The organism is Rhodococcus sp. NPDC059968 (assembly GCF_042738615.1).
GTDB lineage: Bacteria > Actinomycetota > Actinomycetes > Mycobacteriales > Mycobacteriaceae > Rhodococcus_F.
The window spans coordinates 1-23,194 of sequence record NZ_JBHWUE010000074.1 but is presented as its reverse complement, the minus strand read 5'-3'; the positions used below and the strand labels follow the sequence as shown (position 1 = coordinate 23,194).

At 67.0% G+C, this 23,194-nt stretch carries 20 protein-coding genes and 2 pseudogenes; 10 read left to right on the top strand and 12 right to left on the bottom strand.

What is annotated here, in order from left to right; genetic code table 11:
• Nucleotides 1-6 precede the first annotated feature (6 nt).
• Complete coding sequence (locus ACFWAY_RS38920) at nt 7-753, top strand: glycoside hydrolase family 25 protein (protein ID WP_378514298.1); 747 nt, start codon at nt 7-9, stop codon at nt 751-753.
• 16 nt (nt 754-769) lie between these two features.
• On the opposite strand, the gene ACFWAY_RS38915 is transcribed toward ACFWAY_RS38920, so the two are convergent.
• Nucleotides 770-2,035 (bottom strand): hypothetical protein, encoded by a 1,266-nt coding sequence (locus tag ACFWAY_RS38915; protein ID WP_378514297.1) that lies wholly within the window; start codon nt 2,033-2,035, stop codon nt 770-772.
• A 463-nt stretch (nt 2,036-2,498) separates the two neighbouring features.
• On the opposite strand from ACFWAY_RS38915, the gene ACFWAY_RS38910 reads away from it, so the two are divergent.
• The 4 genes and pseudogenes from ACFWAY_RS38910 to ACFWAY_RS38895 all read left to right on the top strand — a co-directional run bounded on the left by ACFWAY_RS38910 (nt 2,499) and on the right by ACFWAY_RS38895 (nt 7,322).
• The gene (locus ACFWAY_RS38910; RefSeq protein WP_378514296.1) at nt 2,499-3,728 is read left to right on the top strand and encodes a glycosyltransferase; all 1,230 of its coding nucleotides are present in this window, start codon (nt 2,499-2,501) and stop codon (nt 3,726-3,728) included.
• A 4-nt stretch (nt 3,729-3,732) separates the two neighbouring features.
• The gene (gene helR / locus ACFWAY_RS38905; RefSeq protein ID WP_378514295.1) at nt 3,733-5,877 is read left to right on the top strand and encodes an RNA polymerase recycling motor ATPase HelR; all 2,145 of its coding nucleotides are present in this window, start codon (nt 3,733-3,735) and stop codon (nt 5,875-5,877) included.
• A 126-nt stretch (nt 5,878-6,003) separates the two neighbouring features.
• A complete protein-coding gene (locus tag ACFWAY_RS38900) occupies nt 6,004-6,420 on the top strand; it encodes a hypothetical protein (RefSeq protein WP_378453416.1) in 417 nt (138 codons plus the stop codon).
• Between the two features lie 121 nt (nt 6,421-6,541).
• Nucleotides 6,542-7,322: pseudogene (locus ACFWAY_RS38895) on the top strand (DUF899 domain-containing protein).
• A gap of 535 nt (nt 7,323-7,857) precedes the next feature.
• Here ACFWAY_RS38895 and ACFWAY_RS38890 read toward each other — a convergent pair.
• The 5 genes and pseudogenes from ACFWAY_RS38890 to ACFWAY_RS38870 form a co-directional block, all read right to left on the bottom strand.
• Nucleotides 7,858-8,019, bottom strand: a pseudogene (locus ACFWAY_RS38890) (gas vesicle protein); the annotation flags it as partial.
• Nucleotides 8,020-8,092: 73 nt separating this feature from the next.
• Nucleotides 8,093-8,527, bottom strand: a complete 435-nt coding sequence (locus tag ACFWAY_RS38885; protein WP_378514294.1) for a hypothetical protein — start codon at nt 8,525-8,527, stop codon at nt 8,093-8,095.
• A gap of 227 nt (nt 8,528-8,754) precedes the next feature.
• Nucleotides 8,755-9,801: a MerR family transcriptional regulator gene (locus ACFWAY_RS38880; protein WP_378514293.1), complete on the bottom strand. Its 1,047-nt coding sequence runs from the start codon at nt 9,799-9,801 to the stop codon at nt 8,755-8,757.
• 14 nt (nt 9,802-9,815) lie between these two features.
• Nucleotides 9,816-10,481, bottom strand: coding sequence for a HEAT repeat domain-containing protein (locus tag ACFWAY_RS38875; protein WP_378514311.1), 666 nt, complete (start codon nt 10,479-10,481; stop codon nt 9,816-9,818).
• Nucleotides 10,482-10,558: 77 nt separating this feature from the next.
• The gene (locus ACFWAY_RS38870) at nt 10,559-11,044 is read right to left on the bottom strand and encodes a carboxymuconolactone decarboxylase family protein (RefSeq protein ID WP_378514292.1); all 486 of its coding nucleotides are present in this window, start codon (nt 11,042-11,044) and stop codon (nt 10,559-10,561) included.
• A 206-nt stretch (nt 11,045-11,250) separates the two neighbouring features.
• On the opposite strand from ACFWAY_RS38870, the gene ACFWAY_RS38865 reads away from it, so the two are divergent.
• Nucleotides 11,251-12,186, top strand: coding sequence for an RNA polymerase sigma-70 factor (locus tag ACFWAY_RS38865; protein ID WP_378514291.1), 936 nt, complete (start codon nt 11,251-11,253; stop codon nt 12,184-12,186).
• Between the two features lie 14 nt (nt 12,187-12,200).
• Here ACFWAY_RS38865 and ACFWAY_RS38860 read toward each other — a convergent pair whose 3' ends face one another.
• Complete coding sequence (locus tag ACFWAY_RS38860; protein WP_378514290.1) at nt 12,201-12,800, bottom strand: DUF2867 domain-containing protein; 600 nt, start codon at nt 12,798-12,800, stop codon at nt 12,201-12,203.
• Between ACFWAY_RS38860 and ACFWAY_RS38855 the strand changes: the two genes are divergently transcribed.
• The gene (locus ACFWAY_RS38855; RefSeq protein WP_378514289.1) at nt 12,778-13,434 is read left to right on the top strand and encodes a TetR/AcrR family transcriptional regulator; all 657 of its coding nucleotides are present in this window, start codon (nt 12,778-12,780) and stop codon (nt 13,432-13,434) included. The two genes, ACFWAY_RS38860 and ACFWAY_RS38855, sit on opposite strands and share 23 nt — an antisense overlap.
• 42 nt (nt 13,435-13,476) lie before the next feature.
• On the opposite strand, the gene ACFWAY_RS38850 is transcribed toward ACFWAY_RS38855, so the two are convergent.
• Complete coding sequence (locus ACFWAY_RS38850; protein WP_378514288.1) at nt 13,477-14,139, bottom strand: class I SAM-dependent methyltransferase; 663 nt, start codon at nt 14,137-14,139, stop codon at nt 13,477-13,479.
• Between the two features lie 34 nt (nt 14,140-14,173).
• Here ACFWAY_RS38850 and ACFWAY_RS38845 point away from each other — a divergent pair, with 34 nt between their 5' ends.
• Nucleotides 14,174-14,830 (top strand): maleylpyruvate isomerase N-terminal domain-containing protein, encoded by a 657-nt coding sequence (locus tag ACFWAY_RS38845; protein WP_378514287.1) that lies wholly within the window; start codon nt 14,174-14,176, stop codon nt 14,828-14,830.
• A gap of 194 nt (nt 14,831-15,024) precedes the next feature.
• On the opposite strand, the gene ACFWAY_RS38840 is transcribed toward ACFWAY_RS38845, so the two are convergent.
• From ACFWAY_RS38840 to ACFWAY_RS38825, 4 genes are all read right to left on the bottom strand, one after another.
• On the bottom strand, nt 15,025-16,572 hold the full coding sequence (locus ACFWAY_RS38840) for a DUF1254 domain-containing protein (protein WP_378514286.1): 1,548 nt from the start codon (nt 16,570-16,572) through the stop codon (nt 15,025-15,027).
• Between the two features lie 106 nt (nt 16,573-16,678).
• Nucleotides 16,679-17,632: a hypothetical protein gene (locus ACFWAY_RS38835; protein WP_378514285.1), complete on the bottom strand. Its 954-nt coding sequence runs from the start codon at nt 17,630-17,632 to the stop codon at nt 16,679-16,681.
• A gap of 34 nt (nt 17,633-17,666) precedes the next feature.
• A complete protein-coding gene (locus ACFWAY_RS38830; RefSeq protein ID WP_378514284.1) occupies nt 17,667-18,920 on the bottom strand; it encodes a cation:proton antiporter in 1,254 nt (417 codons plus the stop codon).
• An 11-nt stretch (nt 18,921-18,931) separates the two neighbouring features.
• Nucleotides 18,932-20,479 carry a DUF1254 domain-containing protein gene (locus tag ACFWAY_RS38825; protein WP_378452269.1) on the bottom strand — a complete coding sequence of 516 codons (1,548 nt, stop codon included), beginning with the start codon at nt 20,477-20,479 and terminating at the stop codon, nt 18,932-18,934.
• A gap of 190 nt (nt 20,480-20,669) precedes the next feature.
• Between ACFWAY_RS38825 and proS the strand changes: the two genes are divergently transcribed.
• Complete coding sequence (gene proS / locus ACFWAY_RS38820; protein WP_378514283.1) at nt 20,670-22,109, top strand: proline--tRNA ligase; 1,440 nt, start codon at nt 20,670-20,672, stop codon at nt 22,107-22,109.
• Nucleotides 22,110-22,251: 142 nt separating this feature from the next.
• Nucleotides 22,252-23,097, top strand: a complete 846-nt coding sequence (locus ACFWAY_RS38815; RefSeq protein WP_378451287.1) for a hypothetical protein — start codon at nt 22,252-22,254, stop codon at nt 23,095-23,097.
• Nucleotides 23,098-23,194 lie beyond the last annotated feature (97 nt).

Genomic DNA, 23,194 nt, shown 5'->3' with positions numbered 1-23,194 from the left:
GGGCGCATGGCTATCGGGGTGAAGGTCCGAAGGTTCTCCAAGATCGCACCACTACTGCTCGCCGGTGCGCTCGCGGCGGCAGTGCCGGGGCATGCTGCCGCCGAACCCGTCAGAGGTCCGGACGTGGCCTCGTGGCAGCACCCGGGCGGGTCACCGATCGACTGGTTCGCCGTCCGCAACGCCGGCCACGACTTTTCGATGGTCAAGGCCACCGAGAGTCTCAATTACGTCAATCCGTTCTTCGTCCAGGACTGTCTCGCCATGCGGGTGGCCGGCGTTGCCCGCGGCGCGTACCACTACGCCGACCCCACCCAGTCGCCGGAAGCGCAGGCTGCGTTCTACTCGACGGTGGTGCTGGGCATCAACGGTCCGGGTGACATGCCCCCGGTCCTCGACCTCGAGCAATCCGGTGGGCTGCCGCCCGCGGCGTTGATCGACTGGACGCACCGCTACCTCGACACCGTCCAATCGCTCACCGGACGTCAGCCGATCATCTACACGTACCCGAACTTCTGGCGGACGGCGATGGCGAACACCAACGAGTTCGCCGGCTACCCGCTGTGGATCGCCGACTACAACGGTCAGAACACACCCGGCCCCCTCCCCGGCGGCTGGAGCAACTGGACGTTCTGGCAGTACACCAGCACCGGTCGCATCGCCGGCGTCAACGGCGACGTCGACCTCAACGTCTACAGCGGGGCGCAGGGCGACTTCGCGCGGTACTCCAACAGCGCAGCCCCCTTCGGCAGCTGACACCCGGCGGGCGCGATCAATCCCGGCACGCCGGATTTCCGGGGAACGCCGGGACGCCGACTCGGCAGCCGACGTCGGTGACGGCGGTCAACCGCTCGACCGGCTCCCGGATCTCGAGCGCCGGCACGAGGCCGTAGGTCAGGAGTGCATTCTTGGTCGCCGGCGCCGTGGCGCGCTCGTCGAGGGTTCCCCGCACCCGCGCGAAGTTGACGAGTTCGTCGTACACCATCGACAGTGCCGCCTCGGTCGTCCGGTCTTCCGGGTGCAGCCCGGCGAAGTCCACGCCCGTCTCGTATTCGTGACGGACGGCATGCGGACCCTGGTCGCAGGTGGGCTGGTTCAGATCGATCCGAAAGTCCGGCCCGCCCGGGCCCGGCGGCGTGATCGTGCCGGCGTCGGTGCAGACGTGGTGTGAGATGCGATCGCCGAGTGCATGAATGTAGATGCCGGTCCGCGCATTCCAGGAGTTCTCGCCGATCCAGGAGTCGAATTGTGACGACGGGACCGTGTCGGAGATGACCTGCTGCCCGGTCATGTTGGTGAACGGGATGGCGGCCGGAGTCTCCAGGCTGTACGTGCCGTTGATCTGCACGGGATTCGCATCCCCGTAACATGTTGCGCCCGTGGCATAATCGCCGTTCTCCGAGAGGTTCGTGAAACCTCCCGTGCACAACGGAGCGCCGCTTCCCGGACCGGACAGGGCCCAATTCCGTAGGTGCGTGAGCATGACCTCGTGCCGTGGATCGTCGACATCGGGGTGCAACCCGTTGGGCAGGGGATCCATCGGTCCGCGCATCGTGGGCAGGAAGTGGAAGAGGAACCCGCCGGTGTCGAAGTGGGTGCGCACCAGTCCGCTGATGTCCTTGGTGGTCAGTGCGCCGGCATCCGGGACGAGCCGGCCGAAGATGTCGCGGGGGGCGAACGTGCCGAGGTCGGTCGCTTCGTCGTACGCCGCGATCCAGTACGCATCCAGCTCCGAGAAGCCGACGGTGCGGGCGATGATGTACGTCGAGTCCGAATGCACGAGACTCCGTCCGCCGAGCGGGCGGCGCAACGTGAACCCGTAGCGGACGAACGCCTCGGCGCCGCAGATCGGCGAGTTGGGATCGTCGAGTAGGCATTCCGGTGGCAGCGGGGCGCAATTATGCGGTGGGGCACCGTCCTCGGTGTAGCAAATATCCTCGGCGAATCCGTACACCGGTGGCGGTGACACGACGAAGGCAGCAGCGGTAAGCGACAGCGCCACGATGGTTCCACCGACTCTTCGAGTGAATCTTCTCATCGAGGTTCACCTTTCGGTGTGGCCGAGTAGATCAACATTAACACCGGGGAACAAGTGGGACGCGCGGTTCTCTCGAGTGCGGCCGGTTGGCGGAGTCACCTTCGTGCACGCTGCGATTCGCGGCGTCGGCGAAATGTGCAAGGGTTGTCCTTCATCCAGGACCAGCTCCTGCGCTGTCTATGAACTGCACACCAGCACAGTCGAATTCGTCTGATCGGCGCCCGCAATGTCGGGGTTCGCGACGTCGTGACCGAAGGCCCGCAGCGCGGGTCGCAGAAAGCTCTGCTAGAGCGACGATGTCACGCTCGCGAAGGATGTCCGTCCAATCGGACGATGAGGGAATGACGAGAATCAACTCTCTTCCACTTTCAATTTATAGCGCACCGGGGGGCTTGCGGCAAGGCCCGGGTGGTGTCGCAGAATTACCGGCCGTAGCCAGAACCTGCGGAAAGGGGAGTCGCGAGTGCGTGTGTTGTTGTCGACGTATGGGTCGCGTGGGGACGTCGAACCGTTGGTGGGACTCGTCGTGCAGTTGAAGGCGCTCGGCGCGGAGGTGCGGGTGTGCGCGCCGCCGGACGAGGATTTCGCGCAGCGGCTGGCCGGGGTCGGTGTGTCGATGGTGCCCGTCGGCCGGTCGGCGCGCGCGCTGACGACTGCGGCGCCGTCGTCGGCGGACCTGCCCCGGCGAGCGGCCGAGTTGATCGCCGGCCAGTTCGACGCGGTCACCGCGGCGGCCGAGGGATGCGACGCGTTGGTGGCGACCGGCGTGATGCCGGCCGCGGCCGGCGCGCTGTCGGTGGCCGAGAAACTGGGCATCCTTTCTGTGTCCGTGACCTTCCAGCAGCTCACCCTGCCGTCGCCGCATCGCCCGCCGCTGGCGTATCCGGGCCGGGCGTTCCCGCCGGACGTGACGGACAACCGGATGCTGTGGGACCTGGACGCTCAGAGCATCGATGCGCTGTTCGGGGAGGCGCTCGACACCAACCGGGCGTCGATCGGCCTGCGCCCGGTGGGCAACGTTCGCGACTACGTCATCGGCGACCGGCCGTGGCTGGCGACGGACCCCATCCTGGATCCGTGGCAGCAGACGCCGGACCTCGACGTCGTACAGACCGGCGCGTGGGTCCCTCCCGACGACCGCCCACTCCCGGCCGACGTGGTGGCATTCCTGGACGCCGGCACACCACCGGTGTACGTGGGCTTCGGCAGCATGCCCTTGCATGCGGCGACGGACGCCGCCCAGGTGGCCATCGAGGCGATCCGCGCGCAGGGCCGTCGCGCACTCGTCGGGCGCGGCTGGGCCGACCTGGCCCTGATCGACGACCTGGACGACTGCTTCGCCGTCGGCGAGGTCAACCAGCAGGCACTGTTCCGGCGCGTGGCCGCTGTCGTGCACCACGGCGGCGCCGGGACTACGACGACGGCCACCCTGGCCGGCGCGCCTCAGGTGGTGGTGCCGCAGGCGACGGACCAGCCGTACTGGGCCGGCCGGGTGGCCGACTTGGGCATCGGCGCGGCGCACGACGGTCCGGTTCCGACCTTCGAGTCCTTGTCGGCTGCGCTCACGGCGGCCCTGACCCTCGAGACCGGAGCACGAGCGGCCGCCGTGGCGGGCACGATCCGCACCGACGGAGCAGCGGTCGCCGCGACGTTGCTGCTCGACACGATCGGCCGAACCTCAGATCGGAGCTGATGACATGAAAAACCTGACTACCAGTGCGTTCGATCTTCCCGACCACCTCGCACCCAAGGCGGACCCGACGCTGATCGCCGACGACGAGCGGCACTTCGCGGCCCTCGCGGAAAGCCTCGCGCAGTCGATCGCCGACCTGTCCCGCCGCATCGATGCCGAGCGCAAGGCACCCCGCCGGCTGGGCCAGGAGGCGATGGAGCGGGACATGATGGTCCACCGGCTGACCGCTGAGCTGCGCGCCCTGCGCCGGTTCGGTTTGGACCTGTGCCTCGGGCACTTCGTCGGCGCTGACAACCCCGAGCCCGTGTACATCGGACGACTCGGCCTGATGGACCGTGCGGGCGATCAGCTGCTCGTCGATTGGCGCTCCCCCGTGGCCGAGCCGTTCTTCGGTGCGACCCACGGCAATCCGATGGGTCTGGCACGACGCCGCAGGTATCGCTGGACCCGCGGCCGGGTCAACGACTACTGGGACGAGGTGTTCGCCCCGGACGGGTTCGCAGGGAATGCCGCGCTCGACGACCAGTCCGCGTTCATCGCCAGCCTGGGCAGCAACCGGTCGGCCCGGATGCGGGACGTGCTCGGCACCATCCAGGCCGACCAGGATGCCATCATCCGCGCGGGATCCCGTGGCGCCCTCGTCGTCGACGGCGGCCCGGGTACGGGCAAGACCGTCGTCGCGCTGCACCGCGCCGCGTACCTGCTCTACTCCGATCCCCGGCTCCGTCACGGCGTGCTGTTCGTCGGTCCTCACGAGCCTTACCTCGCCTATGTCGCCGATGTCCTGCCCAGCCTCGGAGAGGAGGGTGTGCAGCTCTGCACCCTGCGGGACCTCGTCGCCGAGGGTGCCACCGCGAAGATCGAAACCGACCCGGACGTGGCCCGCCTGAAGTCGTCCGCGGATTTGGTGAAGGCCATCGACGCGGCCGTGAAGTTCTACGAGGAGCCGCCCACCGACGGCATGACGGTCGCGACCGAGTGGTCCGACATCTGGCTGAGCACCGACGACTGGGCCGAGGCGTTCGAAGCGCCGGAACCCGGCACTCCGCACAACGAGGCGCGCGAGCAGATCTGGGAGCTGCTGCTCACGATCCTGATCGACAAGTACGACGGTGACGTTCCGACGGCACATCTACGGAAGTCGTTGCAGCAGAACGACGAATTGCGCACAACCCTCGACAACGCGTGGACCCTGATCGAGGCGGCCGACCTCGTCGCAGACCTGTGGTCGGTGCCCGCCTACCTGCGCAAGTGTGCTCCCTGGCTCGGCCCCGACGACGTTCGGAAGCTGCAACGCCCGGACGCCCAGCGTTGGACGGTGTCCGACCTGCCACTCCTGGACGCAGCACGGCAGCGGCTCGGCGACCCCGAGGAATCACGACGGCGGCGTCGACACAACGCCGCCGTCGCCGCCGAACGCGAGGAGAGGTCCAAGGTCATCGACGACCTGATCGCGGCCGATGCCTACGACGACGGTGAAAGCTTGATGACGCAGCTGCGGCAGAAGGACCTGCAGGAGATGCTGGTCGACGAAGCCGCGCTGTCCAGCACCGACCCCGACCTGCTCACCCGCACGTTCGCGCACATCGTCGTGGACGAAGCGCAGGAACTGACCGACGCCGAGTGGCAGATGTTGTTGCTGCGCTGCCCATCCCGGAGCTTCACCATCGTCGGTGACCGGGCCCAGGCCCGGCACGGGTTCACGGAGTCGTGGAAGGAACGGCTCGAGAGGGTCGGGCTCGACCGGATCGAGCTGGCCTCTCTGACCGTCAACTACCGGACGCCGAAAGAGGTCATGGCGGAAGCCGAGCCGGTCATCCGTGCCGTGCTCCCGGACGCCAACGTACCGACCTCCATCCGCAGCAACGACATCCCCGTCGTACACGGATCTGTTCCCGATCTGGGCTCGATCCTCGACACCTGGCTCGAATCGAACTCCGACGGGATCGCCTGCGTCATCGGCGATCCGACGTTCCGCGCAACGTCCCGCGTCCGTTCGCTGACCCCGGAGCTGTCGAAGGGGCTCGAGTTCGACCTCGTCGTCCTCGTCGACCCCGACACCTTCGGCAAAGGGATCGAAGGAGCGGTCGACCGCTACGTCGCCATGACCCGGGCGACCCAGCGACTCGTCATCCTCACGAGTACCTGACGTCGCCGCGGTGGTTTCGTTTAGAGAAGCGAACCACCAGTGACAATCCCGAGGCCTCCGAGAAGGATCGGAACCAACCGGTCTTGTTCGAAGCTGGGTCGATGTCTGGGAAGTGGGAGTGGAGAAATGGCTGACTACAACAGCGTTGTTTCGTTGTCCCGTGAGGAATTCGAGCGATCGGCGCCGAGCCAGGCGGAACTCGACGATGAAACCAAGTCGACGAAATCCGACGCAGTCGACATAGCGAAGATGGAGCGCCTCCTGGACCTGCGGCCGGGCATGCTGGCCGGTGACGAGTACTACCTCGAAAGATTGTCCTGTCAATGTTGTGGACGGCTGCTGACCATGTACGACTTCGTATTCACCGGCCTGGTAGACGCGAGCCACTCGAAGTCGCTTATCGTGCACACGTTTGTCGGAAACAAACTGGTTGTGAACGAGCCGCGGCGCATCAGGTGCTCGGCGTGTGGTGAAATCGCCCGGCACAGTCCTTGGTATCGGATGCCGCAAAGTTATGGATGCAGGCCGGCCCACTTCGAATAGGATCCACTCGAGTTCGTGCCGACGCGAATTCTGCGCGAAGCGAGACAATCTGCGCGGTCGGGGTGCCGTCGCCCAGAGTCGCCTGCGAGGATTGCAGGTGCCCTTCGAGAGGAGACGAGAGATGACTGCGTCCGATCCACAGGTCACCACCCGCGAGCAGTGGCTCGTCGCGCGGCGCGATCTCCTCGCACAGGAGAAGGAGCTGACCCGCCACCGCGACCGGGTCAACGCCGCCAGGCGCGCGCTACCGATGGTCGAGATCACCGAGAACTACGTATTCGACGGCCCCGACGGCAGGACCAGACTCGGGGACCTGTTCGACGGCCGCAGCCAACTCCTGATCTACCACTTCATGTTCGAACCCGACGCCGATGAAGGATGCCCGTCGTGCTCGTTCACGATGGACAACCTCGGTTACCTCCAGCACCTCTATGCCCGGGACACGTCGTTCGCGGCCGTGTCGCGCGCACCGCTGGACAAACTCGAGCAGTACCGCCAGCGCATGGGCTGGACTTTTCCCTGGTACTCCTCGCACGGCAGCGATTTCAACTACGACTTCCACGTCACCCTCGACGCGTCGGTCGCACCGGTCGAATACAACTACAAGGACGAGGCCGAGCTCGAGCGGTTGAACCCCGCGTGGAAAGGCTGGTGCGGTGAAGAACACGGTGTCAGTGCTTTCCTCCGCCAGGGTGAGCGCATCTTTCACACTTACTCCGGCTAACGCCCGCTCCACCGAGATTCTCCTCGGCACCTACCACTGGCTCGACCTCACCGCCCGCGGCCGCCAGGAAGGCTGGGAACCAGAACCCCGCCGCGGCGACGACCCCTTCATGAGTTGGCTGCGCCGCCACGACGAATACGAACCAGACGAGATTTCAGGAGAGAAGATCCCCGACTGACCGCTCCATCTGCCCGACTGAGCTACATCAGTTCGAGTCCCGTTGCCTGCAATTCGAGATAGTCGCGCACCAACAGGTGAGAACACGGCGTGGACACCGCAGTCCAGGGCGTGTGTTGGGGTAGTTGCAGTGCCAATGATTCTGGTGCCGCTTCGCGACACCTGATATCTGCCCGGAGTCGCGGCGTCAAGGAGTTCCACCACGCATCCAGCACATACCTGCACTGGGAGAGGTAATCGGAGAGTGGCCCTTGGAGAACCGCCACCTGCGGTACCGAATCAGCTCCACCACTGATACCTGCGACGCACGAGTCCCCGCATACGGCCATCACCTGCCCGATGAAGTGCGGCGGCATTATGCCCTCGGGGTTTCGGAGCAGAGCGAGGCGCGCGCCGGCGGAAAGGGCTTCATATGCCGCTTCGGGGTCGATTGCCTCGTCACCCATGCCACGAACGTACTCGGCTGTGGCCGTCTCCTATCAGGAACAGCAATATGTAATCAGGATGAGCGCCGCGGCCACGTCAGTGTCGTCGGATCACGTTCGCCTCCGACGCGGTTCGGGTTCGCGTTCGGTTTCCGATCCGCCGAACAGCTCACCGAGCGACTCCCCCACGGCCTCGAGTGCGCCCTTGGTCTTGGACTTCGTGCTGCCGCTGCCCTTCACTTCGGAGACGAGGTCGGTCAGGCCCTTGAGTTCGCGCTGCTCGAACTCGGGCCACCTCCTGTGGTCATCGCTGCACTCCTCGCATTCGATTACCAGAGGTTCTCGCCTAATCGCCGCGCTTGCCGGGCGGTCGTTCCTCAGCTGGCTCTGCCGTCGCGTCGTCGTCGACTTTCCCTACCGCGCCCACGGTGGCGCCTCCGGCCGTGTCCGCGGTTCCCTCGAGCAGGTGTTCGGCGGTCTCGAGGACCGCATCGCTGCTGCGGAGCAGCCGGTTGTCGAGTGCGTCGACTCGGGCGGTGACGGCGGTCATCGCCGCCACTTTCACGGCGTCGAGGAGTTGGCCACGCACCGATTCACTGAGCTCGGCGAACTCGGGTGAGGATTGGAGCAGTGTGGCGGCCCGGTCCACCATCTCCTGAGGTCCCCCGGCGAGGCGGCCGGCACTCGCCGCCGCGAGCAGTAGTACCAGTTTCTTCCGATGCGCCCGGCCCAGCCAATAGCCCACGACCACCGCTGCCGCGACCTGCAAGCGGGCTATCATCGTCGACTCCCTTCACCCGGATCGGCGATCGCTGGTCGACGCCGGGCGACCCGGAGCTGGCCGCCCGGCGTACCCGAAATCGTCAAGTCGGTGTGTACCACCCCGAACCCGACTACCCGCAACGGATCGCCGTCAACCGGTCAAAGACCGCAATTGGCTGGGAAATTCGGTACGTGTGACGGGCGGTAGTAACGGTCCGACCCGGTCGCTTCTCCGCGGGATTCCGGCTACAACAGCCTTCGGACGGGTCGGAGGCCCGACGTTCGGACGATTCGTCCGCGGTCCAGCGTGTTCACGATCGCTGCCGCGGTCGACGCGATCGTCCGGTCGCCGTCGTGGGTCAGCCGGTCGAGTGCCCGCCGCGCCGCCGTGCCGGGAATCTCGGCGAGCGCCTGCGTGATCCGCAACCGCGTGGGCGGGTCATCGGCGTTGTCGAGCTTGTCCTGCATGACCTCGACGATGTCGTCGGCCGAGGGCGAGACCGTGGTCAGCAGGCCCAGAACTTCAGCGGCCTCGACATCGCGCCGCCCCTCGACGACCATCTCGATCAGGGTGGGCATCGAGTCGATCTTTCCGCGAGAGCCGAGAGCGAGGGCCGCGTACCCGCGGACTGTGGCGTCCGAATCCTCGAGAGCTCGCCTCAGTTGGACCGTTGCCTCGGCGGTGTGGATTGCCGCTATCGCGGCAGTGGCGCGACGCCGGACGTCGACCTCCTCCGCGTCGAGACCGTGGGCCAGATCCGCGAGTCCCCGACCGGCGACCCGTGCCAACGACCACTGCAGCGCTCCGGCCACATTGAGGTCGTCCTCCGACAGGATGGCTTCGACCAGCGATTCGACGGGCAGCGACGCAGTCCCGCTCTGAGACAGGATCGCTTGTTGACGGCGGGCCGCGGACTCCGATTCGAGCGCACGCAACAGACTGACGATGCGCAGGACATCGTCCCACTCCGCCGGCGAGGCGGCGTCGACTCGTTCGAGCTTGCCGAGCAGTTCCTCCTCGGCGGCGATCCGCTGGCGGGTGTGGCGGATGAGGTCTCCCACCAGATCGGCCGGTGCGAAATCGGGCTCGTCCAGTGCACGCTTGGCTTCGTTCAACGACAGCCCCAAGGTCCTCAGGCTCTCGACGTGGAAGAGCCGTCGGATGTCGTCGGCGGAGTACTCGCGGTAGCCGCCGGACGTGCGGCCCGTGGGCTTCACAAGTCCCAACGTGTCGTAGTGACGCAACATCCGCGTGCTGACACCGCAACGCCGCGAGACCTCACCGATCAACATCCCATCTCCTCCTACTACGTGTCCGGACCGGCGACCGCGACGCGCTTCGCCGTCTCGACCGCGAGGGTGAACCCACTGTCGGGGTCGTGGCAGAGCCGCCTCGTCGCATCCGCAAGCGCACGAATGCGCGGATCGGGACTCGTCCCGGCTGCGTCGAGGACCGGTAGGACAGCGTCGCCGAGTCCCACCAGCGCACGGCTCAGACTGAGCTGCATGTGCTGGTCGCCCCGTCCGAGTTCGGTCGCCAGATCGACCGCGAGCGCAGCCTCGTCGCAGGGCGGCACGAGTGCCACGGCCGCCCGCCACGCACTGCGCGCGACCTCGTCGTGCTCGTCGTGCAGCAGTGCCGACACCGCGGGCCAGGCGAGCCGGTCCCCGATCTTGGACAGGGTGTGCAGCGACTGACTGCGGGCCTGCGCGGTGCCGGAACCGAGCTCTCGGACCAGTCTCGGCACCGTGAGCTCGGTCGGCAGGCGGCACAATGCCCAGGTCAGCATGTCCCGGACGAAGAAGTCCGGTTCGATGGCACACCGATCGACGAGAGTGTCCGTGAGATTCGGATCGGGGCGTGTGCCTGCAGAGAGCGCCGCCCGCAGTCGACCCGACGGGTCGGCTGCGGCCAGAGCGTCGACGAGGTGAGCATGCGGCCCACCGTGGTTGGTTGTGTTCACGACAACCACCTCCTTCGTCGACCATTCGAGTCCTTGGCACTGTGTCAGGGTCAAGGACTCGTTGTCAGGGGGCCGTCGTCTGCCGGTCAGCTCGTCATACTGGCGAACATGCCGGGCTCGTAGGAACCCGCCGGGTTGCGCACGATCACGTTGATCCGGTTGGCGGCGTTGATGAGGGCGACCAGGGAGACCAGCGCGGCGATCTGGTCGTCGTCGTAGTGCTTGCGCACCTGGGCCCAGGTCTCGTCGGACACGCCGTGGTGGGCGTCGGCGAGCCGGGTACCTTCCTCGCTGAGTGCCAGCGCGGCCCGCTCGGCCTCGGTGAACACGGTGGCCTCGCGCCAGGCGGCGACGAGGTTGAGCCGGACCGGAGTCTCGCCGGCGGCCGTGGCGTCCTTGGTGTGCATGTCGGTGCAGAACCCGCAGCCGTTGATCTGGCTGGCCCGGATCTCGACCAGGTGCTGGGTGGCCTTCGGCAGCGGCGATTGGTCGATCACCATGGCGGCGTTGGCGAACCGCTTGCCGAATTTCAGGGCGATCTCGTTGTCGAACAGGTTGAATCGGGCGTCCATGACTTCGTCCTCACTCGTGGCGTCGTGTGCTGATCGGTACGAACATGAGATGCCGGCCACCCGGTCCTTGTGACAATCGCTCACGCCGCGGCCTCGCGGTCACGTAATTTGGCAGCGGGCACACGGGTCGGCAGCCGTCTGATGTCACAAAACGGCGGGGTCCGGTGTCTGGTGTGTGACACAGTCGAGAGTGAAGAGGAGCCACCATGGCCGGCACGTCGCAGACCACGCCCGCAGATCGCGGCGGGAGCCAGGACGATCGTTCGGACCCCGCTACCGAGGCGTTCGTCGCCCACCGCAACCTGCTGTTCACCGTCGCCTACGAGATGCTCGGCTCGGCCGCCGATGCCGAAGACATCCTCCAGGAGACCTGGCTGCGGTGGGCGGGCGTCGATCTCGGCACGGTGCGCAATCAGCGTGCGTATCTGGTCCGGATCACCACCCGCCAGGCGCTCGTCCGGCTGCGCACACTCAGCCGGCGCAAAGAGTCCTACGTCGGCCCCTGGTTGCCCGAGCCGCTGCTGACCGCGCCCGATGTGGCCGAGGACGTCGAGTTAGCCGACAGCGTCTCGATGGCGATGCTGCTGGTGCTGGAGACGCTCGCGCCGACCGAGCGGGCGGTGTTCGTGCTGCGTGAGGTGTTCGCTCTGGAGTACGGCGAGATCGCGGCTGCCGTCGGCAAGAGTCCGGACGCCGTCCGCCAGATCGCGCACCGGGCGCGGGCACATGTCGCGGCGCGCAGGCCGCGCGGCGCCGTTTCCCCGGCCGAGTCCCGGGACGCACTCGAGGCGTTCCAACGGGCGCTCGAGACGGGCGATCTGCAGAGCCTGCTCGACCTGCTCGCACCGGACGTCGTCCTGTTGGGTGACGGTGGCGGAGTGAAGCAGGCTGTGCTGCGGCCCATCGTGGGGGCCGACAAGGTGGGTCGCCTGCTGGCGGCCGGCCTGCCCCGGATCGACGGCGAGGTGTCGGTCGAGCCGGTGCAGATGAACGGCTCCCCGGCTCTGATCGTCCGGCTCGACGGGGAGATCGACGACGTCGTGGCGGTGCGGATGGACGACGGCATGATCACCGGTCTCTACATCGTGCGCAACCCCGAGAAGCTGTCGCGCGTCGAGCGGGAAACCGCGGTGAGCCGCTGAGTCCGAAAGTCTCCCTAGTTCGCCTCCGCACGGTGGCGGTCGCGCCAGGCTGCTTCCCATTGGCGGGTCAGGGACGGGTAGACGATGAGGTACCGAAAAGGCGCGATGGCGGTCATGTAGAGCCGCCCGAACCAACCGTTGGGCTTGACGAGGACGGTCATCTGCAGCTCGTAGTCGCCGTTCGCTCCTCTCGCCCAGCCGAGATGCATCACGGTGTGGACGGTCTTGTTCGCCAGCTCGCGGGCGGACTCCGTGTCGAGCTCGTACACCGCGGTGAGGGGCATGCCGTCGTCGTCCGGGCCGCGAGGTGCGGCGCGGACATCGCTGGGCAGGCGGTCGCGGAGCGAGGCAACCCGCTCACCGACGCCCGTTGACGGATTGTCCCAGCCGAAAAGTGCCCCGAGCTTCCACCGAACGGCGAACAACAACCTCACCGGCCAGGGCTGCTTCGAGGGTCCCCCCGCGGTTCGCATCGCCGCGAGCATCGTCGGGAAGTCGTCGGGCCCGGCTCCGGGAGTGCGGAACGACCACACGTCCTCGACGTCGAAGTCGCTCGTGAATTCGTGGATGCGCCAAGGCTGCTCGATGTAGTTGGCCTCTGCTATTCGTGGCACTGTCGTCCCCGATCTATACGGCACCGTATATTTCATCTATACGGTACCGTACAAATTGAACGCGATCAATGGAGGTGGCCAGATTCCTGCCGTGGCCCGCACGACACGAGCCCGTTGGATAGAGGCGGGCCTCGACGCCCTCGCACGAGGAGGGCCGGACTTCGTCCGCGTCGAGACACTCGCCGCCGAGCTCGGTGTGACGAAGGGCGGGTTCTACGGCTACTTCGACGGCCGCCCCGCGTTGCTCACCGAGATGCTCGACGAGTGGGAACGCCGCTGCACCAAAGCCGTTATCGCCCAGGCAGACGCCGAAGGCGGCACCCCCGCCGACAGAATCCGGCGCGTGGGGCAACTGACCTACTCGGAGGACCTACACCGGATCGATCTCGCGGTCCGGGCCTGGGCCCACCACGACCAGTCCGTCGCGACGCGCCTGCAGCGCATCGACAACGAGCGGATGGAGTTTCTGCGGACGATGTTCGGCACCTTCGTCACCGACCCCGACGAGATCGAGGCACGCAGCACGCTGATGTTCGGGCTCGCGATCGGCCGCCACTTCATCGTCGCCGACCACCCCGGGTACACCAAACGCGAAGCCATCCAGCTTGCCGGAGAATTCCTCTTGCGCCCGTAAGGTACGAACTGTCCTGCCGAGTAAGGGTTTCTGCCGACCGGCTCAGTCGCGGTGAGCCGACAGTAGCCACGCCGGCAGCATGGTCCGGCCCTTCTCGTCGTGCTCCCAGTTCGCGGCCTGCTCCGGGCCTAGCAGTGCGTGGATGAAGGCCGGGCGAATGTCGTCGATGGTCCAGAACTCGGCGACGGCCTCGCGCAGCTCGTCGTCGGTCACCGGGTTCGGTCCTTCCCCCTCGGGGAAGGCGCCCTTTGCGAACACCAGGATGTAGTAGGACGCGCCGGGCGCGGCCGCCCGGGCGACGGCGTGCAGGTAGTCGCGCCGCCGGTCGACGGGGAGGGAATGGAACAGGGTGCTGTCGACGATCGTGGAGAACCGGCCGTCGAAACCCGTGAACGAGCTGATGTCCGCCACCTGATAGGTGGCCGTCGTCAGTCCACGATCGGCGACGGCGGCCCGGGCCACCGCGATGGCCGTCGGCGACAGGTCCAGGCCGACCACTGTGTACCCCTGCGCCGCCAGATGGAGCGACGTCTCGGCATGTCCGCAGCCCGCGTCCAACACGTCGCTGCGGAATTTGCCCTCCGCGATCAGCGCGGCGATCTCGGGCTGCGGCTCACCGATGTTCCACGGCACCTGTCCCGAAAATTCCTCCGCTTTGCCTCGGTAGATGTCGTCCCACGGCGCAACCTGGTTCTCCTCGGTCATGACATCGACGGTACGCCCGCACTACCGTGACGATGTGGATCTTTTCTTCCGCTCGTGGTCGGCGTTGCGCACCGCGGTCGCCGAACTCCCGGACGAGGACTTCGCACAGCCGTCCGGCTGCACCGGCTGGCTTGTACGGGATCTGGTGTGCCACCTGATTATCGATGCGCAGGACGTCCTGATCACCCTCGTGACCCCCGCGGACACGGAACCGACCCGCGACGCCGTGACCTACTGGGACCTCGCCGACACGCCGCCGACCGGCGACGACCCGCTCGACGCGCTGATCGTCCGGCTGGCCGCCGCGTACCAGCAGCCTCGGCTGCTGAAGTTCCACTTCGACGACGTCGGCTCAGCCGCCGGCCGCGCCGCCGAACTCGCCGACCCGGACCTGTGGGTCAGCACCCGCGACGAGGTCCTCACCGTCGACGACTACCTCTCCGCGTACGTTCTGGAATCGACGCTGCACCACCTCGACCTGATCGCCCACCTGCCAGGAACCGCGGAACCGCCCGCAGAGGGGCTCGCCCGGTCCCGCGACATGCTGGAGAAGATCGCAGGGGCCGCGTTCCCCGCGTCGTTCTCCGACACAGACGCGCTGCTGGTCGGCACCGGACGGCGGGCCCCGACCGACGCGGAGAAGGCCGAACTCGGCGCGCTGGTCGCGAACCTCCCGCTCGTCCTCGGATGATCGTCCAGCCGACCGGGACCTTCCGCGTGGGCAAGGCTGAGCAGATACGCGTTCGAGGTCTATGGACAGCAAACCAGGAACGCCGTGCGAATGGCTTGCGGGACCGGGTCGAACACGCATACCGAGGGTTAGTCGCCTTCGGATCCTGCGGTCTCCGGCCTCGGCTGTTCAGTCTGTTTCGGCGCCGCCGGGCTCTACTCCGTTTCCTGGATCTCGCTGGGCCGCCAGCTCTTGTCGAAGAAGGATTGCAGCGGGCTGTACAGGCGCAGGATGACGAACCAGCCCTTTCCCGGAACGGTCTGGATCCAGTTGCCGTCGCCGACACCGTCGGGCTTCTCGGGGCCGATGTGGACGGTGGTCGACCCGTCGGCATCGGCCTCCGCGGCCGGTGACGGGTAGCTCTGACTCCCCGATCTCGGGAAGCGCTGCGATGTTTGCAGCATCGACCGGGTCTGGTTGTCGTACAGGGTGACCGACCAGAACCGGGCCGCGGGGATCTCCGGTGGCAACGACATCTTGTAGGTCTTCGCGCCGTCGTAGTAGTTGTTCTCGGTGTCCTTGAAGGCCGCCAGATATTGCGATCCGATGCCGGTCAATCGCATGCACATCGCCGGGGTGATGCCGGTGTAGCCGAAGAGGAACAGGGTCCGCAGGTGCAGTTTCCTCGCACCGCAGGGCGGGAACGGCATGATGCCCTCCTCGGTGACCAGCGGCGGCGGCGTCTCGAAGGTGAAACCGCCCGGGAAGAGCATGTTGGTCCAGGCCGAGTCCGGGTAGTACCGCAGGCCCTCGGCATCGCGGCCGTCGAACATCAACGACCGCGAGGTCGCGTGCCCCACCGCGGCCGCCTCCTCCAGAATCTTGCGCATCCGCTCGTCCGGGTCGAACTTTTCACCCTTGACGATGCCGATCGCCGCCAGTTGTCCCATCGTCTCGGGGTCGGTGGCGGTGGCGGGCTGCTCCTGGATCATCGCGTTGAGCGTCTCGTAGAAACCGAAGCCGGACGGTGGGATGGTGTTGAGCGCTGTGCCGCTGGCCTCGACGAACCGGGTCTTCGGCGGCGCCGCCGCCTTCCCCGGGCGGACCTTCCCTTCCAGGAGGGTCGCGACGCTGGTCCCGTAAGTGCCCGGCACGTATGGATAGATCGCGAGAGTGCTCTTGATCAGGGCGGCCGTGGGCTTCGGGTCGTTGTCCTGCATGAAGGAACGACCGATCAGCAGGGCCTGGTTGGTGCCCGAATGTCCGACGTGGAAGCCGCTGTCGGGCAGGGGACCGTCGTAGCCCGGGGGGACGAGCAGGAATCTGCCGCCCTCACCCCGGTCGGGGCCGGGAAGGCCGAAGTCGCAGATCCAGTGGAACCACATGTCGTCGAAGGTGCCCAACGCCATCGGCGGTGTCTCGACCACCATCGGGCCGTCGCTGAGATTCACGACCGACCAGTAGTAGATCGTGTCGGCGTTGGCGGTGAGGAACAGCGATTGGGAATCCATCAGGTCCGAGAAGATCAGGATCGAGTTGTCCTCGGCACCGGCGTCGATGAATCCCTGACGCAGCGCCCAGGTGGATGCTCCCTGAAAGGCGCCCAGGTAGACGTTCACCCCGTGCAGGAAATCGAGGTGGTCGTACGCCTTCTCCACTGTTTCCCTGGACGGTGCACCGTCGGTGAACTCCAAGGCACCGAGGCGGGTTTCCATCCGGTCGGGCGCGGAGATCGATTCCAAGGTTTTTCGGTCGACACTCATCTGACAGGTTCCTTCCACTCTTGACGCTGGCGACGCGGCTGACGCGGCCCCGGATGCGCACCGCGCGCAAATCTGTCCTGTGCCCGGGCGCTACCGCCCGGGCGGTTCATGCCTTGTTCTCGTACTGCTCGGCGGCGGTGTCGATGGTCAACCCGGAGCCGAAATGCGGACCGCCACCGATGTTGTAGATGCCGGCGATCCGCTTGGGATAGGAGTTGGCGGCGACGACGGCTTCGGACCAGGGGTCGAGGTGCGACAGCAGTTCGTCGAGGTCGTCTCCGAGTGCGTCCAGCACGGACCGTTCGAGTTCGTCGGTGCGAACCTCGATTTCCTCGCGGAATGCGCGGCCGGCGTCGGTGAGCTTCTTATTGCCGGTCATCAGTCCACGCTTCTCGAGTCGCTCGAATCCGGCGTCCATGTCGGCCGCGGCCCAGCCGCGGGTCGGGGCGTATGCGCGGGCGGGTAGCCCCCACCACTGTTCGGTCAGCAGCAGGATCTCGACCGCGTCGACGCCGCCGACCGCCCAGGTGATGACGTGGCTGTCGCCGCGGTGCTCCCGCAGCAGGTCCGCGGCCCGCCACAGGTCGCCGATCGGGTTGCCGGGGAAGCCGAGCGAGCGTAGTCCCCCGTAGATCGGGTGCGCTTCCCACCGGGCCGCGGCGGCGCCGCGGCGGAGCAGCTCGGTGACCCGATCGAGGCCGTCGGGCTGATCGCCGAGCACCCGCGCCAGCATGGCGGTCGCTCCCTTCTCCCGAGCTGCGAGGACCGCCTCCCGGCCGGCGATCTGCCAACCGGCCTCGACGGCCGGCACGACCACCTTCGGGTTGAAGCAGCCGAAGGCGGCGACAACTACTTCCGGCACCTGGCCCAAACATGCGCCGCGACTGGTGAAGTACGCCGTTAAATCCGGGCGGGCCGCGCCTTCATGGGTGACGGGACTGCCCGCAAAACCGAGTTCCTCGTACGCCGCATGCGCCTCCGGGGCGAAGTACACCCCGGCCGCCACCGGTTCCAGCGCGTTGCGCAGCCGGCGAGCCCTCTCCTGGAAATCTGTGGTCATCGGATCTTCTCCCTTTTTGTTCGGTGCCCGCCGGTCATGTCGAGGGGGTCGTTTCCTGGGCTGGTTCTGTCTCGCCGCGGGGGTTGTTGCGGAACCAGGTGGCGTAGCGGTTGGCCAGCGGAGCGGCGCTGAGTCCGTGGGCCAGGACCGAGAGCCCGATCGTGACGATCGCGGTGGTCAGGAGCAGATCCTCGTGGGGCAGTTCGCCCGGTTCTTCGAGGATGAGAATCGCGAAGACGATGGTGGCGAGCCCGCGGGGGCCGAACCAGCCGATGAAGCCGACGGTCGGGGCGCGGGCGTGCATCCCGATCATCGACAACGCCACGGGGACCATGCGGACGACGGTCAGACTCACCACCGCGTAACCGAGCACCGCCCAGGACAGGTGGCCGAGGGCGCGGCCGAGCAGGATGGCGCCGAAGACGATGAAGGTCACGGCGCTGAACAGGTCCCCGGACTCGTCGAGGAGGCCCGCACCGTCACTGCCGGCCCCACTGCGACGCCGGATCGTCCCGAAGGTCAGTCCACCGACGAACGCGGCAATGAATCCCGACCCGCCCAGCGGCACGGCGACGGTGTAGGCGAGCACGGCGGCCGTGACGGGAACGATCTGCGCCCACAACGGGTCGATCGTGCGGCGCCGTTGGGCGGTGATCAGGATCGCGGCGGCGACCGCGCCGGCGCCGAGGCCGGCCACGATGCCGTACCCGATCTGTTCGGCGAGCAACCGGACGGCCGCGCCGTTGCCGATCGCCCCCGACTCGGCCTGGGCGACCGCCAGCACGATCAGAAAAAGCGGCACGCAGATCCCGTCGTTGAGACCACTTTCGACGTTCAAGCCCTGCCGCACCCGGGACGGCAGAAGCGGGAGCGTGACCACGGACTGCCCGAGCGCGGCATCGGTGGGGGCAAGGATCACCGCGAGTAGCAGCGCCTCGGGCCAGGCGAAGTCACCGAGCATCACCACCGCGGCGCCGAAACCAGCCGCGATCGTCAACGGCAGCCCGATGCCGAGCAGCCGTGCCGGCAAGGAGATTTCGGCGCGCAGTGCCGGCAGGTCCACATGGGAGGCATCGGAGAACAGCACCAATGCCAGCGTCACCTCCGCGAGGAGTTTGATGATCTCGCCGGTGGCTTCCACGTCGATCAGCCCGGCCACGCTCGCGCCGAGTACGAGGCCACTGCCGGTGAAGACGATCGGGGCGGTAATCGGTGTGCCCTTGATGCGGCCCGAGATCGCCGCAAAGACGAGCAGCACCCCGGTGATTGCAGGCAGTGCCCACGTCACGATGCACCGACTCAATGCGCCTGGTCAACCTCGCTGGGTCTCCAGGTCTTGTCGAAGAACGATTGCAGCGGACTGTAGAAGCGCAGTATCACAAAGAATCCCTTGTCCGGATCACTCTGGATCCAGTTGCCCTCGCCCACACCGTCCGGTTTCTCAGGGGCGAAGTGGACGGTGGTCGACCCGTCGGCATCGGCCTCCGCGGCCGGTGACGGGTAGCTCTGACTGCCTGACCTCGGGTAGCGCTGCGGAGTCTGCAGCATCGACCGAGTCTGATTGTCGTACAAGGTAACCGACCAGAATCTGGCCGCGGGGATGTCGGGCGGCAACGTCACCGTGTAGTGCTGGGAGCCGTCGTAGTAGTTGTTCTCGGAGTCCTTGAACGCAACCAGGTATTGCGACCCGAGACCGGTCAGCCGCATGCACATCGCCGGGGTGATGCCGGTGTAACCGAAGAAGAACAACGTCCGCAGGTTCAGCTTCTTCGCGCCCCCGGGCGGGAACGGCTCGATGCCCTCCTCGGTGACCAGCGGCGGCGGCGTCTCGAAGGTGTAACCGCCAGGAAAGAGCATGGCGGTCCACGCCGACCCCGGGTAATAGAAATGCCCCTCCGACTCGCGAGCATCGAACATCAACGCGCGCGAGGTCGCGTGGCCCACGGCGGCCGCCTCGTCCAGGATTTTGCGCATCCGCTCGTCGGGGGCGAACTTTTCACCCTTGACGATGCCGATCGCCGCCAGCTGCCCCATGGTCTCGGCGTCGGTGGCGGTGGCGGGCTGCTCCTGAACCATTGCGTTGAGCAGCTCGTAGAAACCGAAGTCGGATGGCGGGATGGTGTTGAACGCCTTCCCGCTCGCCTCGACGAACCGGGTTTCGGGGTGTTCGGCCGACTTCCCGGGGCGGACCTTTCCCTCCAGGAGGGTCGCGACGGCGGTGCCGTAGCCACCGGGTGTGTACGGGTAGATCTTCAGCCGGTCCTTGATCTCCTCGACCGTGGGTTTCGGGTCGTTGTCCTGGAGGAAGGACCGGCCGAGGATGAGGGCCTGGTTGGTGCCCGAATGTCCGACGTGGAAGCCGCTATCAGGGAGGGGGCCGTCGTAGCCAGGGGGGACGAGCAGGAACCTCCCGCCCTCGCCCCGGTCGGGGCCGGGAAGACCGAAGTCGATGATCCAGTGAAACCACATGTCGTCGAAGACGCCCAGCGCCATCGGCGGCGTCTCGACCACCATGGGTCCACCGGTCAAGTCGATGATGCCGACGTAGTAGACCGTGTCGGCATTGGCGGTCAGGAACAGGGACTGCGAATCCATCAGCTCGGAGAAGATGAGGATCGTGTTGTCCTCGGCGCCCGCGTCGATGAACCCTCGGCGCAGCGCCCAGGTGGATGCTCCCGGGAACGCGCCCAGGTAGACGTTTACCCCGTGAAGGAAGTCGAGGTGGTCGTACACCTTGTCGACGGTCTCCCTGCTGGGTGCGCCGTCGGTGAACGCCAGGGCGTTGACGGGGGTGTGCATCCGGTCCGGCGCGGAGATCGATTCCAGGGTTTTTCGGTCGACACTCATCAGACGGTTCCCTTCCGATCGCCGGCGACGATTCCCCGGGGGCGGTACCCCCCGGGCATCAGTTCAAACCCCTGGACCGACATCGGTCCGGATGCATCGTCTCCCCACGTCGATGGGAGGCTCGGGGTGCGTGCGCGGGGACCGAACTCTCAACGAAGTCGCCTGATCCTCCCGAGTAGTCTGTGTGGGCATGGCACGGGATGAGCGTGGTGTGACGGCCCAGAGTGAGGACTTCGCTGCCTGGTACAACGAGGTGGTCTTCAAGGCGGGCCTCGTGGACCGAGGTCCGGCCAAGGGCACCATGGTGATCCGACCGTACGGATACCGGCTGTGGGAGCTGTTGCAGTCCGAGCTCGACCGCCGCATCAAGGACACCGGTCACGAGAATGCATACTTCCCGTTGCTGATTCCGGAAAGCTACCTGGGCCGGGAAGCGGAACACGTCGAAGGGTTTTCCCCGGAGCTGGCGGTGGTCACCCACGCCGGCGGGAAGATGCTCGAAGAACCGCTGGTGGTGCGGCCGACGTCGGAGACGGTCATCGGCGAGATGATGGCGAAGTGGATCAGCTCGCACCGCGACCTGCCGCTGCTGTTGAACCAGTGGGCGAACGTCGTGCGGTGGGAGCTGCGGCCACGAATGTTTCTGCGCACCACAGAGTTTCTGTGGCAGGAGGGCCACACCGCGCACGCCGACGAGGCCACCGCCCGCCGCGAGACGATGCTGGCACTGGACATCTATCACGAGGTGGCGCGCGAGTTGGCCGCGATCCCGGTCGTTCCGGGTGAGAAGACACCCGGTGAACGGTTCGCCGGTGCGGAGGCGACCTACACGATCGAGGGCATGATGCGGGACGGCCGTGCGCTGCAGTCCGGCACCTCGCATTACATGGGCACCAGGTTCGCGTCGGCGTTCGACATCCGTTTTACCAGTGAGTCGGGGCGAGAGAAGTTGTGTCACACCACGTCCTGGGGAATGAGCACCCGGATGATCGGTGGCATCGTCATGACTCACGGCGACGACAAGGGTCTGGTGTTCCCGCCGCGGTTGGCACCCCACCAGGTGGTGATCGTGCCGATCACCCGTGGCGGCAACGTTGCGGTCGAGGAAGCGGCCGACGAGCTGGCTCGCCGCCTGCGGTCGGCAGGGGTGCGGACCCACGTCGATGCCCGTCCCCAGCTCACTCCGGGGTTCAAGTACAACGAGTGGGAGTTGCGCGGCGTCCCGATCCGGCTCGAGCTCGGCCCGCGAGATCTGGAGGCCGGCACCGTGATGATGGTGAAACGACTCGGCGACGACGGTAAGCAGGCCGTGCCGATCGGCGCCCTGCCCGAGACCATGCCGGGGGTCCTGGACGACTTCCAGGCCTTCCTGCTCGATCGTGCCACCACGTTCCGCGACAACCACACTCGGACCGTCGACAACTGGGCGGATTTCGCGGACGCGGTGTCGACCGGGTGGGCACTGGCACTGCACTGCGGGATCTCCACGTGCGAGGAGGAGATCAAGTCCCTCACCGCTGCCACCCCGCGGTGTGTCCCCCTCGACGGCGAACCGGAGACAGGCGGGTGCGTGCGATGTGGCGCGGCGTCAGCGTACGGCAAGCGGGTGATCTTCGGGCGCGCCTACTGACGGAACGGGGCGGTACGTGAAGGGGTGCCCATCACCACCCCTCGGGGGACTATTCGCATGCCCGGCACTCGACGGACGCTGGGGATCGCGAAAACCGACCACTCGGAGAGAGACTCCCCTCGATCGGAAGGAACCTTCCACCATGCCCCGAATCCTCGGCACCACCGTCCCCGACGTCCACGAACACGATCCGCCGGGCGCGGCCCTGCCCGCCGTCGAATCCGTCCGGAAGGCGGTCCGTCACCACTGGGCCTTCGCCCGGATAGGCCTGTACCTGCTGCTCGCTTCCCTACCGTTGCTCGCGATCTCGGCGCAGGTGTTCGGTGTCGTGCCGATGAATGCCACCGGTGCCCTGGTGATCATTCCGCTCGCCGCCACCCTCGCCGTGTTGTGCGTGTTCGCTCCGCACCCCATCGACCGCATCGTCGGCCATGGCCTCGGCTGGGGGATGTTCGCGTGTCTGGCCTACGACGTCTTCCGCCTCGACACCGTGTATCTGCTCGGGCTGTGGGGCGACTTCATTCCGAAAATGGGTACGTGGCTGCACTCGGGAACCGATACCCGGACCGGCGCGATCGTCGGCTACCTGTGGCGGTACCTCGGAGACGGCGGCGGTATCGGAATCGCCTTCTTCCTCATCGCCCTCGCGCTCGGCCTCCAACATCGGTCGCGCCGCGTCGTCCTCTTCGCGTTCGTCACCTTCGCGGTGTTCCCGGTGTGGGCCGGGCTCATCGCAACGGTCGCGCTGTCGCCACGCGGACAGCACGACATGTTCCCGCTCACGCCGACGACGATCACGCTGTCGCTGGTCGGGCATCTGATCTTCGGGCTCGTGCTCGGCCTCGGCTTCCTGCGTGCGCGGGGGCGCCTCGGCCAGCACTGGCCGTGGCCGCCGCTGCTCCCGGTACGGTCGCCGGCCGGTGCGGCACAGCCGCGCAGTGAGGCACTGGTGCCCGCGTGCGGCGAATGCGGCGTGGCCGAACGGTAGCGACCCTCGGTAGGTGAGCGGCGAAGCGTGCCCTGGCACCCCAAGCCCCCCCCCGGGGGGGGGGGGGGGCGGGCGCAACCCCCCCCCCCCCAACCCC

Bases quoted from the DNA above. Each gene is read 5' to 3' on its own strand.
- ACFWAY_RS38920 (WP_378514298.1), top strand. From the start codon at position 7: ATGGCTATCGGGGTGAAGGTCCGAAGGTTCTCCAAGATCGCACCACTA.
- ACFWAY_RS38915 (WP_378514297.1), bottom strand. From the start codon at position 2,035: ATGAGAAGATTCACTCGAAGAGTCGGTGGAACCATCGTGGCGCTGTCG.
- helR (WP_378514295.1), top strand. From the start codon at position 3,733: ATGAAAAACCTGACTACCAGTGCGTTCGATCTTCCCGACCACCTCGCA.
- ACFWAY_RS38900 (WP_378453416.1), top strand. From the start codon at position 6,004: ATGGCTGACTACAACAGCGTTGTTTCGTTGTCCCGTGAGGAATTCGAG.
- ACFWAY_RS38885 (WP_378514294.1), bottom strand. From the start codon at position 8,527: ATGATAGCCCGCTTGCAGGTCGCGGCAGCGGTGGTCGTGGGCTATTGG.
- ACFWAY_RS38880 (WP_378514293.1), bottom strand. From the start codon at position 9,801: ATGTTGATCGGTGAGGTCTCGCGGCGTTGCGGTGTCAGCACGCGGATG.
- ACFWAY_RS38870 (WP_378514292.1), bottom strand. From the start codon at position 11,044: ATGGACGCCCGATTCAACCTGTTCGACAACGAGATCGCCCTGAAATTC.
- ACFWAY_RS38865 (WP_378514291.1), top strand. From the start codon at position 11,251: ATGGCCGGCACGTCGCAGACCACGCCCGCAGATCGCGGCGGGAGCCAG.
- ACFWAY_RS38850 (WP_378514288.1), bottom strand. From the start codon at position 14,139: ATGACCGAGGAGAACCAGGTTGCGCCGTGGGACGACATCTACCGAGGC.
- ACFWAY_RS38840 (WP_378514286.1), bottom strand. From the start codon at position 16,572: ATGAGTGTCGACCGAAAAACCTTGGAATCGATCTCCGCGCCCGACCGG.
- ACFWAY_RS38835 (WP_378514285.1), bottom strand. From the start codon at position 17,632: ATGACCACAGATTTCCAGGAGAGGGCTCGCCGGCTGCGCAACGCGCTG.
- ACFWAY_RS38825 (WP_378452269.1), bottom strand. From the start codon at position 20,479: ATGAGTGTCGACCGAAAAACCCTGGAATCGATCTCCGCGCCGGACCGG.
- proS (WP_378514283.1), top strand. From the start codon at position 20,670: ATGGCACGGGATGAGCGTGGTGTGACGGCCCAGAGTGAGGACTTCGCT.
- ACFWAY_RS38815 (WP_378451287.1), top strand. From the start codon at position 22,252: ATGCCCCGAATCCTCGGCACCACCGTCCCCGACGTCCACGAACACGAT.